Raw genomic sequence first — 15,575 nt, forward strand, 5'->3', positions numbered from 1 at the left:
AGTTACAACCGGGATATGGCGCAGCTTGGTAGCGCGCCTCGTTCGGGACGAGGAGGTCGCAGGTTCAAATCCTGTTATCCCGACAGTTACTGAAACCCCGCCCAGCAGGGCGGGGTTTTTGCTTTGCCTTGTTGGCGGGGTTGCGGTGTATGGGGGGCTGGGGCCGGCCTGGGCTCCGCTGGGGCTCGGCCGGGGCGTGTTTGACGAGAACACGATGACGAACACGCAGACTTTACTCGCATCCTCGTCATCCTGTGCTCGTCATCTAGCCGCATAGCATCAGACCCCCACACCCCGGCAGGCAACAGCCCCGTCCGGCCAAGCCCCATCGCTAGCGCTCGCCGTACAAAAAGAGGACCCCGCCGGCCGCGCGAAGCGTCCTGGCGGGGTCCATCCCATCCCTAACCCATTTCACCCCAGTGGGGCGAAAGGAGACCACTCATTTCCAAGCCCCTATTACTTGGAATGAGCCAGCAAAGCGTAACACACGGTATGCACCTTTGCTTATCCGCGCCCCTTTGCGCCGGCGAACGACACCACAGCAAGGACGAGACCAGCGCACGTGCCGGCCCAGAGCGCTGTGGTAGAGCCCCCGTTGCCGGCGGCAGACAGGCTCGCCGTCGTCCAGTGCATCGGGGTTGCGCCGGCGGCGTACTCCCAGACCTTGCCAACCGGTGCGGTGGATGCGGTCCTCCACAGCCAGCCGACCAGGCCGACTTGCGCCACGGCGAGGACGCCCGCGATGGGCAGGCCGACACGGGTACCGAGGGCAGCGCTCAGCACGTCGGTAAGCCCGGCGCTCGCGGCCACACCGACGACCAGGCCAAGCGCGAGCAGCCCGGCGGTCGCGGCGGTGAGCCCGCTGCCCAGGACTGCGACGAGGGCGCCGCCGGCCGCGGCGACGAACAGGCCGCCGAACCCGAGGATCCACCAGCGGCGGGCTGGGGCGAGGCGCGCGGCCGCGCCCGTGGCGGTGCCACCGAGCATGACCAGCGCCGCGATCAGCATCGCCGCGACCGGTGCGAGCGTGGACCGCGGCGCCGGAGCCTCGGAGGCACCAGCACCAGCACTAGAGCCAGCACCAGCACCAGCACCAGCCGCAGCCGGCATCGCCTTGCGGACGGCGGCGATCTGGTCTGAGGTCTTGTTGGCCATGTCGTCGATCTTGGCCGCGCCCTCCTGCAGCTGCGTCACGCCGTCGGTGGCGCCGGAGGCTTGGTCGTTGAGCGTGGTCAGGCCGTTGGCAAGCTCGGCGGCTCCGTTGGTGGCCGAGTAGATGCCGTCGTGGTAGGCGTACCCGGGCACGGAGAGCTGGTTGGCCACGTCGCGCGATCCCTTGCGCAACTCCTCGAGCTGGCCCAGCATCTCGGGCGGCAGCTGGGCGGTCTCCGCCTGTCCCCGCAGCCCCTCGAGCGCTGTCCGGGCCTCCTTCACGTCCGGGTCCTTCGCGTCCTTGGTGGACTCCAGGGTGCGGTCGATGGTGGCCACGACCTGGCCGCGTACCGCGTCGAAGCCGGCGACCTGGTCGGCCACTCCCCCGATGGCGTCGGCGACCTGGGTGGCGCCGCCCGCCAGTTGGCCGGTGCCCGCCTGCAGTTGGACCATGCCGTTGGACAGCTCCTGCGAGCCGGTTTGGGCGGCGGCGATCGCGTTGATCAATTCCTGCGAGGAGGTGTCGAGTTGGGACACTCCGTCGACAAGCTGCCCGGTGCCCTGCGTGAGGAAACCGGCCTGCGCGCTGGCCTCGCCGGCCGCCTTGCGAGCCTCCACCAACCCGTCCTGCCCGGGCGCCACGGCCGGGGCACCGGTGGTGTCGTCGCCGGAGCGGGTCCACGTGCTCGCGGGGCTTAAGGGCAGGAACACGCCGACGATGAGGACAAGGACGGCACAACAGAATCGCCATTTCATGCAACTCAATGTAACCCGAGTTGCTGGCGTGACTGGGTGCGGCGCACCGAAACGCGCTTATCGACGCCAACGCGCAGCAGCACCATTAATAAGGTGCGATTCAGCGCTGTTGCAGGTTCATCAAAACTGCCTGGTACCGTTTCAGGTGTTGTCGCCACGGCTGGGTGGCTCTGTGCGCGTGTGCGCTGCCCGGATCGGCTCACCGTGGCAGGCGCACACGAATTGGCCACCTATGTTTTGGAGAGGGTTCACCATGACACTCCCTGTCGTGCTCGCATTAGTTGCGGCGACAGTGATCCTGTCACCCATTCTCGTGCGCGCGATGGACCGCAAAGCCGGTTACCCGATCGCGCTGATCCTCGCGGCCGCCGCCGTCGTCCTTGGGCGAGAGTTCCCGGGCGTCGCCGACGGCCAGCCCCTTGAGTGGGAGGTGACTTGGGCCCGCGACATCCTCGGGGAAGGCAGCGCCGTATCGTTTGCGCTGCGCGCCGACGGGTTGAGCATCTTCTTCGCGCTGCTCGCCCTGGTCATCGGCACGGTCGTGATGACGTACTCGGCCGCCTACCTGCCAAAGCGGGACGGCAACACGAGCTTCTACACCATCATGACGGCGTTTACGCTTTCGGTCCTGCTGCTCGTGCTGGCCAATGACACGGTGGTGCTCTTCATCGGCTGGGAGCTGGTGTCCATCGCCTCCTTCCTGCTCATCGCGCGCTCCGGGTCCGGCGGCGAGGCCGGGTCCTACCGCACGCTGATGCTCACGTTCTTTGGTGGGTTGACGCTGCTGGCGGCGTTGGCGGTGGCGTCGATAAGCACTGGCACCACGCGCCTGACGGAGGTGCTCGCGTCGGATGTGTGGCGCGAGAACCCGGGCCTGACCACCACCGTTGCCATCCTGGTGGCGGTGTCCGGCTTTACCAAGGCCGCGCAGTTCCCCTTCCACTTCTGGCTGCCGGAGGCGATGGCCGCAGCCACGCCGGTCTCCGCGTTCCTGCACGCCGCGGCCGTGGTGAAGGCCGGCATCTACCTGCTGCTGCGCTTCTCCACCATCTTTTCCGACGTCGCCGCGTGGAACTGGCTGCTGCTCGTAGTCGGCCTGGGCACCGCGATCATGAGCGCGCTGTTTGCCATCACCAAGACGGACCTCAAGCACCTGACCGCCTACTCGACCGTGTCCCACCTGGGCTGGATCGTCGCCGCCATCGGCGTGGGCACCCCGATCGCGCTGGCCGCGGCGCTCACGCACACGCTCGCGCACGCGCTGTTTAAGTCCTCCCTCTTCATGCTCATCGGCGTGGTGGACCACGAGGCGGGCTCGCGCGACATGCGCCGCCTGGGCAAGCTGTGGGACAAGATGCCGTTCACCTTCGCCTCCACCGTCATCGCGGCCGCCTCCATGGCCGCGATCCCGCCGCTGTTCGGCTTCATCTCCAAGGAGTCCATCCTCGCCGCGTTCGAGGACACCGAGTACGGCATGGCGCTGCTGCTCATCGCCGGTTTCGCCGCGCTGCTCACCTTCATCTACTCCGCCAAGATCGTGTTCGGGGCGTTTTTCGACGGCCCGAAGGACATGAGCGGCGTCCACGAAGCGCCCGTCAGCCTCTGGCTGCCCGCCGCGCTGCCCGGCGCGATGTCGCTGGTCGTTCCCTTCCTGCTCGGTTGGGTCGACGGCCCGCTCGACGCCGCGGTCCACACGATTACGGGCAACACCGAGTACCACTCCCACCTGGCGCTGTGGCACGGCGTGAACGCCCCGTTCATCGTCTCCATGGCCGTGCTGGTCATCGGCGTCGCGCTCGTCGCGTTCGCCCGCCGCAGCATGTTCGCCTCGGTGGAGAACAAGCAGCTGCTGCCCACCAGCGGCAACGACCTCCTCGCCGCCACCGTCTCCGGACTGGGCGCCGTGGGCAGGGGCCTGGGGCAGATGGCCAACGGCTTCAACCCGTCGCGCCACCTGCTGCCCATCCTCATCCTGGTGGTCCTGCTGGGGCTTACTACCCTCCTGGGCACCGACGGCGTCGACGGCATGCCGCTCGCACCGCGCGCCGAGGGCATCGACGTGTGGTGGGACCTCATCCCGTTCTCCATCATCGCCCTGTCCGTGGTGGGCATGGTACTCACCCGCTCCCGTCTCGCGTCCGCGGTCCTGCTGGGCACTGCGGGCGTGGGCATGTCGCTGCAGATGCTCATGCTGGGGGCGCCCGACGTGGCGCTCACCCAGTTCCTGGTGGAGTCGCTCACCGTCATCGTCATCATGGTGGTGCTGCGCTACCAGCCGCGCATGTTCCCGCAGACCAACAACCGGCGCAAGCTGTTCGCCGCCATCTTCGCGGTCATCGCCGGCGTGGTCGCCTTCTTCGGCGTCTACGGGCTGCTCGGCCGCCACGACCGCTCGGACCTGGCGCTCTGGTACCTCACCGAGGGCGGCGAGGTCACCGGGGCGGACAACATCGTCGCGGTGATCATCGTGGAGTTCCGTGGCTTTGATACCCTCGGCGAGCTTTCCGTGCTGGGCATGGCCGCCGTGGTCATCGCCGCGGTAACCCAGTCCATGCCGCGCCACATGTTCGAGGCGGGCACCCGCCCGCGCCCGTTCGGCCAGTCGCAGTTCAACTCGCTGCCCGTGCGCAAGGGCGCGGCGCTGGTCGTGCCGATCCTCGTCGTCCTGTCCGTGCTCATCTTCTTCCGCGGCCACACCGCGCCCGGCGGCGGCTTCGTCGCCGCCCTGGTACTGGCCACGGCGTTCGGCCTGAACTACCTGTCGCGCGGCGCGGACACCGAGGTGGTCAAGCCGTTCACCCCGATCGCGCTGACCGGCTGGGGCATCATCATCGCCATCAGCTCCGGCTTCCTCGGCTTCCTCGAGGGCGGCTTCATGTACGCCATCCACGGCGAGATCGCCGGGGAGCACATGACGACGTCGCTGATCTTCGACTTCGGCATCTACCTCGCCGTGCTCGGCATGGTCACCCAGGCCATCAACGCGCTGGGCGGCTACCTCCGCCCGGGCACCGAGCGCGACAACCTGGACTACACGCGAGACGAGCCAGAAAACCCGCTCCCGGACGTGCCAGCGCCGGAGGAGCCGGAGGACGCGGTGGACGCACACCCGGCCCCGCTCAACCCCGCCGACAACCCCAAACCTATGCAGACAAAGGAGCTATAAACCATGGTCATGGCACTTTCTGTCGCAGTCCTCGTGGCCGGCGCCGTCTACCTCGTGATGCAGCGCGGCATGGTCCGCGTCGTCTTCGGGATGTCGCTGCTGGGCCACGCCTCCAACCTCACCCTGCTGGCCACGGGGGTCGGCGCCTGGCGCGGCGAGGCGTTCCCGTCGCGCACCGCGTTCGACGACCTTTCTGACCCGTTGCCGCAGGCGTTCGTCCTCACCGCCATCGTCATCGCGATGGCCACCACGACGATCATGCTCATGCTCGCGTCGCTGGGCAAGAACGATGACACCTTCGACGTGCCCAAGACGGTGGGCAAGTCCCGCGAGGGCGAGCAGTTCGACCCGAACCAGCTCTCCCCGTCCGCCCTGTCCACCGCCGGCCGCAACTCGCGCCTCAACCCGAAGAAGCTGGAGGCAAACAACTGATGTCAGTCGACGCGATCCTCCCCGTCTTTGTCGCCCTGCCCCTCATCGTCGCGGCCGTCACCGCGCTGAGCCCGAGCAAGACGCTTAACGACGCCCTCTCGCTCCTCATCCCAGCCATCAACCTGGGACTCGGCGTGTGGCTCTACACCTACACCGCCTCCCACGGCACGATCTCCCACGTCATCGGCCTCTACCAAGGCGGCGTGGGTATCTCCTTCGCCGCCGACCAGTTCTCGGCCGTGATGATCGTGACCACCATGATCGTGGCGCTGACCGCCAACTGGTTCGCCATCGCCGCGGGCGAGACGCAGGCCCGGTTCTACACGCCGCTCACCCTCGTGCTGGTCACCGGCGTCTCCGGCGCGCTGCTCACCGCTGACCTGTTCAACTTCTTCGTCATGATCGAGGTCATGCTGCTGCCCTCCTACGGCCTGATCGCCATGACGGGTACGCGCAGCCGCCTGCTCTCCGCGCGCGCCTTCGTGCTGGTCAACCTGGCCGCATCCACGATGCTCGTGATGGGCGTTGGCTACCTCTACGGCGTCGCGGGCGCGGTGAACATCGCCGCCCTGCGCGGCGCCGCGGCCGGCAACGGCCCGGTCACCGTGGCGATGGGCCTGGTGGTCATCGCCATCGCCGCCAAGGCGGGTGTCTTCCCGGTCCACACGTGGCTGCCCAGGACGTATCCGTCGTCAAGCGCTGCGGTGATGGGCCTCTTCTCGGGGCTGCACACCAAGGTGGCCGTGTACATGCTCTTCCGCATCTGGGTCGTCATCTTTGACATGGACCCGCGCTGGAACACCCTGATCATCGTGGTCATGGTGATCTCCATGCTCATCGGCGGCTTCGCGGGCCTGGGCGAGCACACGATCCGCCGCGTGCTGGCCTACCAGATGGTCAACGGTATGCCGTTCATCCTCATCATGCTGGCGTTTACCAGCGCGGGTGCGGACGCACGCTACGCTCTGGCCGCCGGCCTGATCTACACGCTGCACCACATGATCACCGTCGCCTCGCTCGTGCTCAACTCGGGCGCGATCGAGGAGACCTACGGCACCGGCGCTATCGGCAAGCTCTCCGGCCTGGCCCGGCGCGACCCCTTCACCGCGACCGTCTTCGCGGCCGGCGCTTTCTCCATCGTCGGCTTCCCACCGTTCTCGGGCCTGTTTGGCAAGGTGACCATCACCATGGCCGCCGCCAGCGCGCACGACTGGCGCACCTGGGTGGTCATCGCCGCCATCATCATCGCCTCCTTCGGCGCGCTGCTGTCCATGATGCGCGTGTGGAAGGAAGTGTTCTGGGGCCGCCCGATGCAGCAGTACCCGGACGCGCTCAACGTGCGCTGGAAGTTCCTGCTTCCGTCGCTCGCGCTGATCGTGCTCTCGCTGGTGATGTTCATCGGCGCGGGCCAGCTGTGGGGCGTCACCACCTCGGCTGTCGACGACCTCCTGGACGTCGACGCCTACTCCACCGCCGTTCTGGGCACCGACCCGATCGGCATCCCCGACCTCGACTCGCTGCAGGGAGGCCAGCACTAACATGGCACAGCAATCTGCACTGAAACGCGTCGGCCACGCGATCGGATACGGCGCCTGGCTGATCAAGGAAATCTACGCCGCGGGCATCGACGCCACCGTCGCCGCCTTCAAACCAGACTCCGGCCTGCGCCCCTGCGTGATCTTCTACCCCATGCGGGTGCGCACCGACTGGGAGCGCTTCTGGTTCTCCACGTCCATCACCGCCACCCCGGGCACGCTCTCGCTGGGGTTCCGCCACGCGGCGTCTGAGGGCGGGAGCGACCTGCTCATCGTGCAGGCCGCGTTTGGCGACGACCCCCTCGGCGTCATCGAGGACCTCGCCGACATGGAGGAACACCTCAAACCCTCGCTCAAGGACACGCCTCTCGACGCCTCCAAGGTCCTCTGGAAGCCCTACAAGCACTTGGGGCCCGACCTGGACCACGAGCACGCAGAGAACCTGCCCGCCGCAGAAAGGATGGACTAACCCATGTTCCAGACCATCATGACCGTCTGCATCGTCATCATGGCGCTGAGCCTCCTCGCGGGCCTGGCCAAGATCATCGTCACCACGGACGAGCTCTCCCGCTCGGTGCTGGCGGACCTTGTGTTCTACGCTATGGTCGCCATCTACCTGGTGTGGACCCTGTTCAACCAGAGCATGATCACCTACGAGATCGCCGTCTTGGCCGCCCTGGTCTGCGGCGTGATCCCCACCATCTCCATGGCCCGCATCATCTCGAGAGGACGCCGCTAGTGAGCATCATCGAAATCATCGTCGCTGTCCTGGTCATCATCTCCACCATCTTCGTGGTGGCCACCGCCTCCCTGCAGCTGCGCGCCCCCGACGCGCTCACCCGCGCGAACTTGCTCGGCCCCCTCGTCTGCCTCGCCTTCCCGCTGCTGATCGTGGCGAACCTGCTGATGAGCTGGTCCACCGAGGGCTTCAGCATCAACGCCTTCATCCGCGCGATCCTGGCCATCGCCGGCGTGTGGATCATCGGCTCCGTCGGCTCCTTCGTCATCGGCCGCGCCATCCACGGCGTCACCGTAGTGGACCCGAAGGACAAGACCTCGCGCAACGTGCCGCAGTAGGCGCTACAGCCAGCCGCGTTCGCGGGCGATGGTGTACGCCTCGAAGCGGTTTTCCGCCCCGGTTTTCGCAATCGCGGAGGAGATATAGTTCCGCGTTGTGCCGGTGGCCAGGTGCGCTGCGCTGGCGATCGCCTCGATAGCCCCGCCCTGGCCCGCCAGTTCGAGTACCTCGGCTTCCCGCGCAGTCAGCGGCGATTCCCCGGCAGCAATCGTGGCGGCTGCCAGCTCCGGGTCAATGTAGCGTTTGCCTGCGTGCGCCGCACGGACCGCCGCAGCGAGCTCGCCGGCCGCGGCCGTTTTGGGCAAGATGCCGAGCACTTTCGAGTCCAGAGCCCGCCGGACAACGCTTGGCCGCGCGTGGCTGGTGACGACGACCACGTGGGCGTCGATAAGCGAGGCGACCTCAATGCCATCCGCCCCACCTTGCCCAAGCTGCAGGTCGGTGACCACAACATCCGGGCGCGCGGCGGCGGGCAGCGACCGCCACCACTCGAGGAATCCCGCGCCCGAGTAAGCGACATGCAGCACGTCAATGTCCTCCTCCAAGCCGATGAGCATGGCGAGGGAATCGGCCACCAGCGTCTCATCATCAATCAGCGCGACCCTGATCATGCGCCCACCTCCAGTCGCACGCGGAAGCATTCAGCTGTTCGCTCCACGCTTATCGACGCCCCATGCGCCGCCGCCCGCCGACGCAGCCCCTCCAAGCCCGTACCGCTCCCCTCTCCAGGGCGCGGATGGTTGTTCACCACAGTGATCGCGTCCGGCTGCAACTCAATCGACACCGCCGTGGCCTGGGAATGGCGCAAGATGTTGGTCGTGGTCTCGCGCACGAACCACGCGGCGGTCACCCGCAGGTCCGGACGCACGTCGTCGCTGGTTCCGGCCATGGAAACCTCGGCGCCGGCGCCGCCGAGCACCTGCTTCGCGCTTTCGAGCTCGGTGGCGAGGTCCGGGGTCCGATAGTTGTTCACCACGCTGCGCATATCGGCGGCTGCGCGCTGCGTGAGCTGGTGCAGCTCACGCAGTTCCTGGGGCACGCGCGGATCATCGCGCTCGGCGAGCGCGAGCGCAAGCTGCGACTTGATCGTCAGCGCCGCAAGATGTTGCCCCATGGTGTCGTGGAGATCCTGCGACATGCGCAGACGCTCCTCCGCGGCGGCGAGTTGCGACTCCAGACGGCGGGCTCGCTCCGTTTCAATGATCGCGCGGGAAAACCACGTGGTGAAGGGGACCGTGACCACGCACGCGATGCTGTACACCAATACGATCGCGGCGATCTCCACCGAGCCGAACAGGAATACGCTCGCGAGCGCGCACGCGAGGGGAAGCGTCGTCCACATCCGCTGCTTGGCCATGAAGGGCAGAAAGGCAAGCTGGATGCTAAAGAACGCCGCCCCGACCGCGATCGCTGAGGCCGCCTTCCACTCCGCCGGGCCGAAGAGGAGCACCACCGCGCACACCGCCAAGACAATAAGGTGGGCGAGCATCCCCCACCGCAGCCAGCCGCTGCTGTGCTCGCGCGTCTCCAGACGCAACTCTGGCCTGGTTTCCAGCACCACCGTCCCGACAAGACTCGCCAGCACCGCAATGCCCACGCCAACGAACGTCTCGGCGTGGGTTGCCCCCGAGCGCTTCACAATGACCGAGGAAAAGGTCCCGACGAACAGCCACAGCGTCCCAATGAGCGACCAGCGGTTGAGCGTGAGGAACCGCGACGAGTGCTTCGGTTCTGGTTGCTTCGCCGAGGTGCGGGGCGGTGTTTGCGTCATAGTGTGCTCCGAGCGTAACAGTGGTCTCACACCTCGCGGTGCGTTTCCCAGCGCATGCGCCGATACCCCACCGAGATCAGCACCGCGGCCCACACCGCGAGCAGGAGCATCGGCGTTGCCGCGCCTGCCAGCAGCGAAGCGAACGAGCCTTCGCCGACCCAACCATCGCGAAAGACGTCGCTTGCCAGCACAAAGGGTGTCCGGTTGATGACGTTGGCAAGGGACTCCGGAAGGTGCTCACGTATACCGGTCTGCGAGAAAAACACGAGCATCAGTACCGGCATCGACGTGATCTGCGCGCCTTCCGCGTTCTGGGTAAAACGACTGGTCAGCATGGCCAACCCGTGGGAGACCGCAACGCCGAGCAGCATCGCAATCACCATGATCAACGGGTTTTTCGGCCACACGTGGGGTACCGGCGGGTCAATCGGCAGCACCATGGACATGCTCGAAAACGCGACTACCACGATGACCGCCAGCACGAGGGTGAGCGCAGCAAGCGGGAGACAAATGGCAGTCAGAAGCTCCCAGTCGCGGGACTCGCCCGTGCGCAGACGCTTGAGCACCCCCTCGTCGCGCCTGGTCACCGCCATGGAAAGCGCGGGATAGAACACGCCGAAGCTCAGCGCGAACAACACGAACACCTCAGATGCCGCCGCGGTCGACCCCACCGACTGGTCCCCGACCAGCCACAGGAAGAGTGGCAACAGTAGCGGGAAAACGAGGCCGGCGAAGACAAGCAGCCGGTTGCGGGTGAACTGCAGCCACTCGGCGCGGCCGAGGGCCCGCAGCCTGCGCGCGGCGTGGTTCGTGGGGTTCATCGTGGTCGTGCTCATGCTTCTTCGTCCTTTCGGGTGGTGTGGGTACGTTGCGTTGCTGCGACGCCGTGGAAGACTCGTTCCAAGTTCGCGGGCTGCGCTACAAATTGGGCCAGTTCGAGGTTCCTCTCGCGCGCCCACTGCAGGATTGCGGAGGCGTCGTCCTGCAGCCTGGAGGTGTGCACCGATACTTTCGTGCCCTCGGAAATGTCGGTGCTGTGCACCAGCGCCCCGGGAAGGTTTGGCAGCGCAGGGGCTGATGTGCTGTGCAGTACGAACTCGATGGTGGAGGGCACCGTGCTCGCTAACTCCGTGGTCGTGCCCTCGACCTCGATGCGGCCGCCGTGCATAATCGCGATGCGGTCGCAGAGGAACTCGGCCTCTTCGAGGTAGTGCGTGGTCATCACAATCGTCACCCCACGGTCCTTCAGTCCGCGCAGCAGCTCCCACACGCGGCGGCGGGACTCAGGGTCGAGTCCGGTCGTCGGCTCATCTAAGAACACCACGTCCGGATTTCCCAGCAGCGCGCAGGCAAGGTCAAGGCGCCGCTGCTCGCCGCCTGACAGCGCCCCGACTGTCACCTCACGTTTATGCGTCAGCTGGACGTCTGCCAGCACGTCGTCGATTGGCAGCGGGGCGGTACACGTGCCCGCCCACATGGTCAACGTTTCCTCCACGGAAAGGGCGCGCGGCAGCCCACCGGACTGCAGCATGATGCCGGTGTACGGGCGGAGGCGTACCCGATCCGCCACCGGGTCCATCCCCAAGACGCGCACCTCGCCCGCGCTCGGTGCGGCGAGCCCCTCCAGGATTTCCAGCGTGGACGTCTTGCCCGCGCCGTTGGTGCCCAACAGGCCGTACACCTCGCCGCGGGCGACATGGAGGCTGAGGCCGTCGACGGCGGTGAACTCGCCGTACCGGCGTTGCAAATTATCTACTTCGATGACGTTTTCCATGACTTCTACCCTGCCGAGAATGCATCCCGGCTGGTAGAAGCGTTTGTCACCAATTGCGCATGACAAAAGTCATGCCCGTTAGGGTCCGCGGCCGCGGACCCTAACGGGCATTGGCTTACGCAGCGAGAGAGGAACTACTTCTCCTGCTCGGCGCGCTTCTTGGCCAGGGACTCGCGGACCTTGGTCTCCAGGTCTGCGTCGACCTTGCCCCAGTAGGCGTAGACGCGCTCTTCCACGTCCTTGTTCTTGATGGCCATCATCTTGTTGATGATGTTGTGCACGAAGCGCTCCTTGGCCGCGTCGTCGAAGACGTCGCGGTAGAGCGTGGTGGCCTGGCCGAAGTCGTCGTCCTCGGCGTGCTTGACGTAGGCGTCACGCACCAGGTCGGTGCCCTCCGGGTCCGGGTTAACGTAGAGGTTCTCCGCTTGGCCGTAGTCGGTGAAGTTGGAGGAAGAATCCTCGTTGTTGTCCAGGTAGCCGGCGCCCTTGTCGGTGCGGTTGGGCACGTAGTTCGGCTCGTTCTCCTCGTTGAAGAAGTACGCCATGCTGCCGCGCTCGGAGTAGGTGTTCACCTCGTTGAGCGGGCGGTTGACCGGCAGGTCCTTGTAGTTCGCGCCGATGCGGTAGCGCTGCTGGTCGGAGTATGCGAACACGCGGGCCTGCAGCATGCGGTCCGGGGACAGGCCAACACCCGGGACCAGGTTGGCCGGGTCGAGCGCGAGCTGCTCAATCTGGGCGTGGAAGTTCTTCGGGTTGCGGTTAAGCACGAAGTAGCCGACCGGGATCAGCGGGTAGTCCTTCTGCGACCAGGTCTTGGTCAGGTCGAAGGGGTTGAAGCGGTAGTCCTTTGCCTCCTCGAACGGCATGATCTGGACCTTCACGTCCCAGATCGGGTAGTCGCCGTCTGCGATGGCGTTGAAGAGGTCCTCGCGCTGGAAGTCCGGGTCGGTGCCAGCCTTCTCGGTGGCCTCCTCGTCGGTGAAGCACTCCCAGCCCTGGCGGGTCTTGAAGTGGTACTTCACCCACACCGGGGTGCCTTCCTCGTTGATCCACTGGAAGGTGTGGGAGCCGAAGCCGTCCTGGTGACGCGAGGTCTTCGGGGTGCCGCGGTCGCCCAGCAGGTAGGTCACCTGGTGCGCGGACTCAGGCGTGCGGGTCCAGAAGTCCCACTGCATCTCGTCGTCGCGCAGGCCGGAGTTGGGCTGACGCTTCTGAGAGTGGATGAAGTCGGCGAATTTTAGCCCATCGCGCATGAAGAACGTCGGGGTGTTGTTGCCCACGATGTCGTAGTTGCCGTCCTCGGTGTAGAAGCGCAGCGCGAAGCCGTGGACGTCGCGCCAGGTGTCCGGGGAGCCGGCCTCACCGGCGACGGTGGAGAAGCGCGCCGCCATCGGGGTCACGGTGCCGGGCTGGAACAGCTTGGCCTTGGTGTACTTGGACACGTCCTCGGTGATGTGCAGCTCACCGAAGGCGCCGTGGCCCTTCGCGTGCGGGATGCGCTCCGGCACGTTTTCCCGGTTGAAGTGGGCCAGCTTTTCAATCAGGTGGACGTCGTTAAGCACATTGGCCCCACGACGACCCTGGACGATCGACAGGTGCTCCGAGGCGACCGGCTGCCCACTCAACTCGGTGGTGCGGCTGTTGCCCGCGGGGCGCTCGCCCTTTGCAACGATGTCTTCTGCCTTGCTCTTCTCAGCCATTGGTGGCTCCTCCTTGACTGTCGCTAGCACGTACCCCGCCAAGCCTAGGGAATTTCGCGCGCGCTGGTAGCCTAAGCATTCGTGAGCAGCACAGACGACGACTACGTCACCGAACTCGCGCTGAAAGCCGGGCGCGGTGACAAGGCCGCGCTGACGCAATTTATCGCCGCCACACAAGACGACGTCTGGCGGCTGCTCGCCCACCTCGCCGGTGCCGAGCACGCCGACGACCTCGCGCAGGAAACCTATCTGCGCGTCCTCGGCTCGCTCCCCCGGTTCAAGGCGCGCTCGTCGGCACGCACCTGGCTGCTCTCGCTCGCGCGTCGCGCGTGGGTCGACTCGGTGCGCCACGACATGGCGCGGCCCCGCAAATCGGCCGCCGAGTACGACGAAGTGGCCGCGCAGGAAGCCAGCCCCGATGACGCGAACGCCTGGTCAGAGGCTATCGACGCCCGCCTCCTCCTCGACAGCCTCCGCCCCGAGCGCCGCGAGGCCCTCGTGCTGACCCAAGTCCTGGGCTACACCTACGAGGAAGCGGCGGAGATCACCGGCGTGCGCGTTGGCACGATCCGCTCCCGCGTCGCGCGCGCGAGGCGTGACCTCATTCACCACACCGAGGCGGAATAAGCACGGTCACACACGGTGAGCTAGGTCACGCTACACTTGTGGGCGGAAATCATACGAACATTCTTGAAAGTAGTGAGCCTCCCATGCTCAAAAACGCCATTGGCATTGCCTTCGCGTTCATCGGCGTCCTCGTCGGCGCCGGTTTTGCCTCCGGGCAAGAGACAATGCAGTACTTCATCGCGTTCGGCACCCAGGGCATCTGGGGCGCGGCCTTAAGCTCCGCGCTCATGCTCATCGCCGGCGTCTCCATCCTCCAGCTTGGCTCGTACTTCCAGGCCAACGAGCACATGGAGGTGCTGGGCAGCGTGTCCAGCAAGGTCATGTCCTGGATCCTGGACATCGCCACCATCACCACCCTGTTCTCCATCGGCTTCGTCATGTACGCCGGCGCGGGCGCCAACCTGAACCAGCAGTTCGGCTGGCCGGTGTGGATCGGCGCGACACTCATGCTCGCGCTCGTGCTGGTCATCGGCATGATGGACGTGGATAAGGTCACCGCCGCTGTCGGCGCAGTGACCCCGCTGCTGCTGTTCTTTGTCATCTTCGGCTGCATCTGGACCCTGTGCACCAGCGACCTCGACTGGTCCAACCTCAACGTGCAGGCCCAGGAGGTTTCCACCACGCTGCCCAACTGGTGGATCTCCTCCCTGAACTACACGGGGCTCAACGCCATCTGCGTTGCCTCCATGGCCCTGGTTATTGGCGGCAACTACCTGGACACGCGCGCCGCGGGCCTGGGCGGATTCCTCGGCGGCATGGGCTACCTCGTCATGCTGCTCCTGCTGTCCTGCGGTCTGCTCGCCGCGGTGGGCAGCATCGCGGGCGATGACATGCCGATGCTCACCCTCATCACCAACATCCACCCGGTCCTCGGCTTCATCATGTCCCTGGTCATCTTCGGCATGATCTTCGCCACCGCACTCGGCATGTTCTTCGCGCTGGGCAAGCGCCTGGCCCGCGGCCGCCAGGAGCGGTTCCGCCCCATCTTCATCACCACCTGCCTGATCGGCTTTGCGCTCTCCTTCGTCGGCTTCAAGACGCTCGTGTCCGTGGTCTACCCGATCCTGGGCTACCTGGGCATCCTGCTCGTCGCTGTCCTCGCCGCCGCGTGGCTGCGCAGCTCGCAGAAGCTCCGCAAGGAAGGGAATCGCCGCCGCCGCGCCCTCGAGCTGACCCGCCTCAAGCTGGATCCGCGCGAGCGTTTTACCAAAAACGATGAGAAGGAACTGGACTACATCATCCAGGCTTCCATCGTGGACAACGAGGAGCTCGAGGCCGCTCTCGAGGATGAGGTGGGCCAAGAGCTTATCGACGACAACGAGGTCGAATACGACCCCGAGGACCGAGACGGCGACGTGGTCTACGTCACCTACACGGACCCGCAGTCCAAGGAGGACTACGCCAAGCACCCGGACGAGCCGTGGAAGGGCAACCCGAGCGAGGAGGACCTCGCGGCTCAGTGGGCCGACGACGAGGCGGAGCGGGAGGACGGCGGCAGCACCGTCGTCAGCGAGCGGTAGCTCCGGACAGCGTGGCGTCGCAAAGCATGCTCCCCGCTTAACTGCCATTGAGAGCAAATGACGA

Annotated in this window: 14 protein-coding genes and 1 tRNA gene; 9 read left to right on the forward strand and 6 right to left on the reverse strand. The window is 66.2% G+C overall.

All coding sequences use genetic code 11. The annotated features are described in order from the left end of the window. Positions 1-9: 9 nt before the first annotated feature. Positions 10-83 (forward strand) — tRNA-Pro (locus FPH17_RS05250). Positions 84-504: 421 nt separating this feature from the next. Here FPH17_RS05250 and FPH17_RS05255 read toward each other — a convergent pair. Beyond that, the gene (locus FPH17_RS05255) at positions 505-1,908 is read right to left on the reverse strand and encodes a hypothetical protein (protein ID WP_154878962.1); all 1,404 of its coding nucleotides are present in this window, start codon (positions 1,906-1,908) and stop codon (positions 505-507) included. A 253-nt stretch (positions 1,909-2,161) separates the two neighbouring features. Here FPH17_RS05255 and FPH17_RS05260 point away from each other — a divergent pair, with 253 nt between their 5' ends. From FPH17_RS05260 to FPH17_RS05285, 6 genes are read left to right on the forward strand one after another with little or no spacing between them, the layout of a single operon-like run. Continuing rightward, positions 2,162-5,074 (forward strand): DUF4040 family protein, encoded by a 2,913-nt coding sequence (locus FPH17_RS05260; RefSeq protein WP_154878964.1) that lies wholly within the window; start codon positions 2,162-2,164, stop codon positions 5,072-5,074. Positions 5,075-5,077: 3 nt separating this feature from the next. Next, positions 5,078-5,506, forward strand: coding sequence for a cation:proton antiporter subunit C (locus tag FPH17_RS05265; RefSeq protein ID WP_095275212.1), 429 nt, complete (start codon positions 5,078-5,080; stop codon positions 5,504-5,506). Then, complete coding sequence (locus tag FPH17_RS05270; protein WP_154878965.1) at positions 5,506-7,044, forward strand: monovalent cation/H+ antiporter subunit D family protein; 1,539 nt, start codon at positions 5,506-5,508, stop codon at positions 7,042-7,044. Before FPH17_RS05265 ends, FPH17_RS05270 begins: the two co-directional genes overlap by 1 nt. A gap of 1 nt (position 7,045) precedes the next feature. Beyond that, the gene (locus FPH17_RS05275; RefSeq protein ID WP_095275214.1) at positions 7,046-7,510 is read left to right on the forward strand and encodes a monovalent cation/H+ antiporter subunit E; all 465 of its coding nucleotides are present in this window, start codon (positions 7,046-7,048) and stop codon (positions 7,508-7,510) included. A 3-nt stretch (positions 7,511-7,513) separates the two neighbouring features. Further along, complete coding sequence (locus tag FPH17_RS05280) at positions 7,514-7,780, forward strand: cation:proton antiporter (RefSeq protein WP_095554533.1); 267 nt, start codon at positions 7,514-7,516, stop codon at positions 7,778-7,780. Further along, entirely contained in the window at positions 7,780-8,118 is a 339-nt protein-coding gene (locus FPH17_RS05285; RefSeq protein ID WP_095275216.1) for a Na+/H+ antiporter subunit G, read from the forward strand. Before FPH17_RS05280 ends, FPH17_RS05285 begins: the two co-directional genes overlap by 1 nt. Before the next feature lie 3 nt (positions 8,119-8,121). Here FPH17_RS05285 and FPH17_RS05290 read toward each other — a convergent pair whose 3' ends face one another. The 5 genes from FPH17_RS05290 to FPH17_RS05310 all read right to left on the reverse strand — a co-directional run bounded on the left by FPH17_RS05290 (position 8,122) and on the right by FPH17_RS05310 (position 13,364). Beyond that, a complete protein-coding gene (locus FPH17_RS05290) occupies positions 8,122-8,730 on the reverse strand; it encodes a response regulator transcription factor (protein ID WP_154878967.1) in 609 nt (202 codons plus the stop codon). Beyond that, on the reverse strand, positions 8,727-9,890 hold the full coding sequence (locus FPH17_RS05295; protein ID WP_154878970.1) for a sensor histidine kinase: 1,164 nt from the start codon (positions 9,888-9,890) through the stop codon (positions 8,727-8,729). The genes FPH17_RS05290 and FPH17_RS05295 overlap by 4 nt, the downstream gene beginning before the upstream one ends. 26 nt (positions 9,891-9,916) lie before the next feature. Beyond that, positions 9,917-10,726, reverse strand: a complete 810-nt coding sequence (locus FPH17_RS05300) for an ABC transporter permease (RefSeq protein ID WP_154878972.1) — start codon at positions 10,724-10,726, stop codon at positions 9,917-9,919. Then, positions 10,723-11,664 (reverse strand): ABC transporter ATP-binding protein, encoded by a 942-nt coding sequence (locus FPH17_RS05305; RefSeq protein ID WP_154878974.1) that lies wholly within the window; start codon positions 11,662-11,664, stop codon positions 10,723-10,725. The genes FPH17_RS05300 and FPH17_RS05305 overlap by 4 nt, the downstream gene beginning before the upstream one ends. Before the next feature lie 134 nt (positions 11,665-11,798). Next, positions 11,799-13,364 (reverse strand): catalase, encoded by a 1,566-nt coding sequence (locus tag FPH17_RS05310; protein ID WP_154878976.1) that lies wholly within the window; start codon positions 13,362-13,364, stop codon positions 11,799-11,801. 81 nt (positions 13,365-13,445) lie between these two features. Here FPH17_RS05310 and FPH17_RS05315 point away from each other — a divergent pair, with 81 nt between their 5' ends. After that, on the forward strand, positions 13,446-13,991 hold the full coding sequence (locus FPH17_RS05315) for an RNA polymerase sigma factor (protein ID WP_154878978.1): 546 nt from the start codon (positions 13,446-13,448) through the stop codon (positions 13,989-13,991). 83 nt (positions 13,992-14,074) lie between these two features. After that, positions 14,075-15,511, forward strand: a complete 1,437-nt coding sequence (locus FPH17_RS05320) for a YkvI family membrane protein (RefSeq protein ID WP_203085448.1) — start codon at positions 14,075-14,077, stop codon at positions 15,509-15,511. Positions 15,512-15,575 lie beyond the last annotated feature (64 nt).

Source organism: Corynebacterium gottingense (assembly GCF_007559235.1).
In the GTDB taxonomy this organism is placed as follows: Bacteria; Actinomycetota; Actinomycetes; order Mycobacteriales; family Mycobacteriaceae; genus Corynebacterium; species Corynebacterium gottingense.

Bases quoted from the DNA above. Each gene is read 5' to 3' on its own strand.
- FPH17_RS05255 (WP_154878962.1), bottom strand. From the start codon at position 1,908: ATGAAATGGCGATTCTGTTGTGCCGTCCTTGTCCTCATCGTCGGCGTG.
- FPH17_RS05260 (WP_154878964.1), top strand. From the start codon at position 2,162: ATGACACTCCCTGTCGTGCTCGCATTAGTTGCGGCGACAGTGATCCTG.
- FPH17_RS05265 (WP_095275212.1), top strand. From the start codon at position 5,078: ATGGTCATGGCACTTTCTGTCGCAGTCCTCGTGGCCGGCGCCGTCTAC.
- FPH17_RS05270 (WP_154878965.1), top strand. From the start codon at position 5,506: ATGTCAGTCGACGCGATCCTCCCCGTCTTTGTCGCCCTGCCCCTCATC.
- FPH17_RS05275 (WP_095275214.1), top strand. From the start codon at position 7,046: ATGGCACAGCAATCTGCACTGAAACGCGTCGGCCACGCGATCGGATAC.
- FPH17_RS05280 (WP_095554533.1), top strand. From the start codon at position 7,514: ATGTTCCAGACCATCATGACCGTCTGCATCGTCATCATGGCGCTGAGC.
- FPH17_RS05290 (WP_154878967.1), bottom strand. From the start codon at position 8,730: ATGATCAGGGTCGCGCTGATTGATGATGAGACGCTGGTGGCCGATTCC.
- FPH17_RS05295 (WP_154878970.1), bottom strand. From the start codon at position 9,890: ATGACGCAAACACCGCCCCGCACCTCGGCGAAGCAACCAGAACCGAAG.
- FPH17_RS05300 (WP_154878972.1), bottom strand. From the start codon at position 10,726: ATGAGCACGACCACGATGAACCCCACGAACCACGCCGCGCGCAGGCTG.
- FPH17_RS05305 (WP_154878974.1), bottom strand. From the start codon at position 11,664: ATGGAAAACGTCATCGAAGTAGATAATTTGCAACGCCGGTACGGCGAG.
- FPH17_RS05310 (WP_154878976.1), bottom strand. From the start codon at position 13,364: ATGGCTGAGAAGAGCAAGGCAGAAGACATCGTTGCAAAGGGCGAGCGC.
- FPH17_RS05320 (WP_203085448.1), top strand. From the start codon at position 14,075: ATGCTCAAAAACGCCATTGGCATTGCCTTCGCGTTCATCGGCGTCCTC.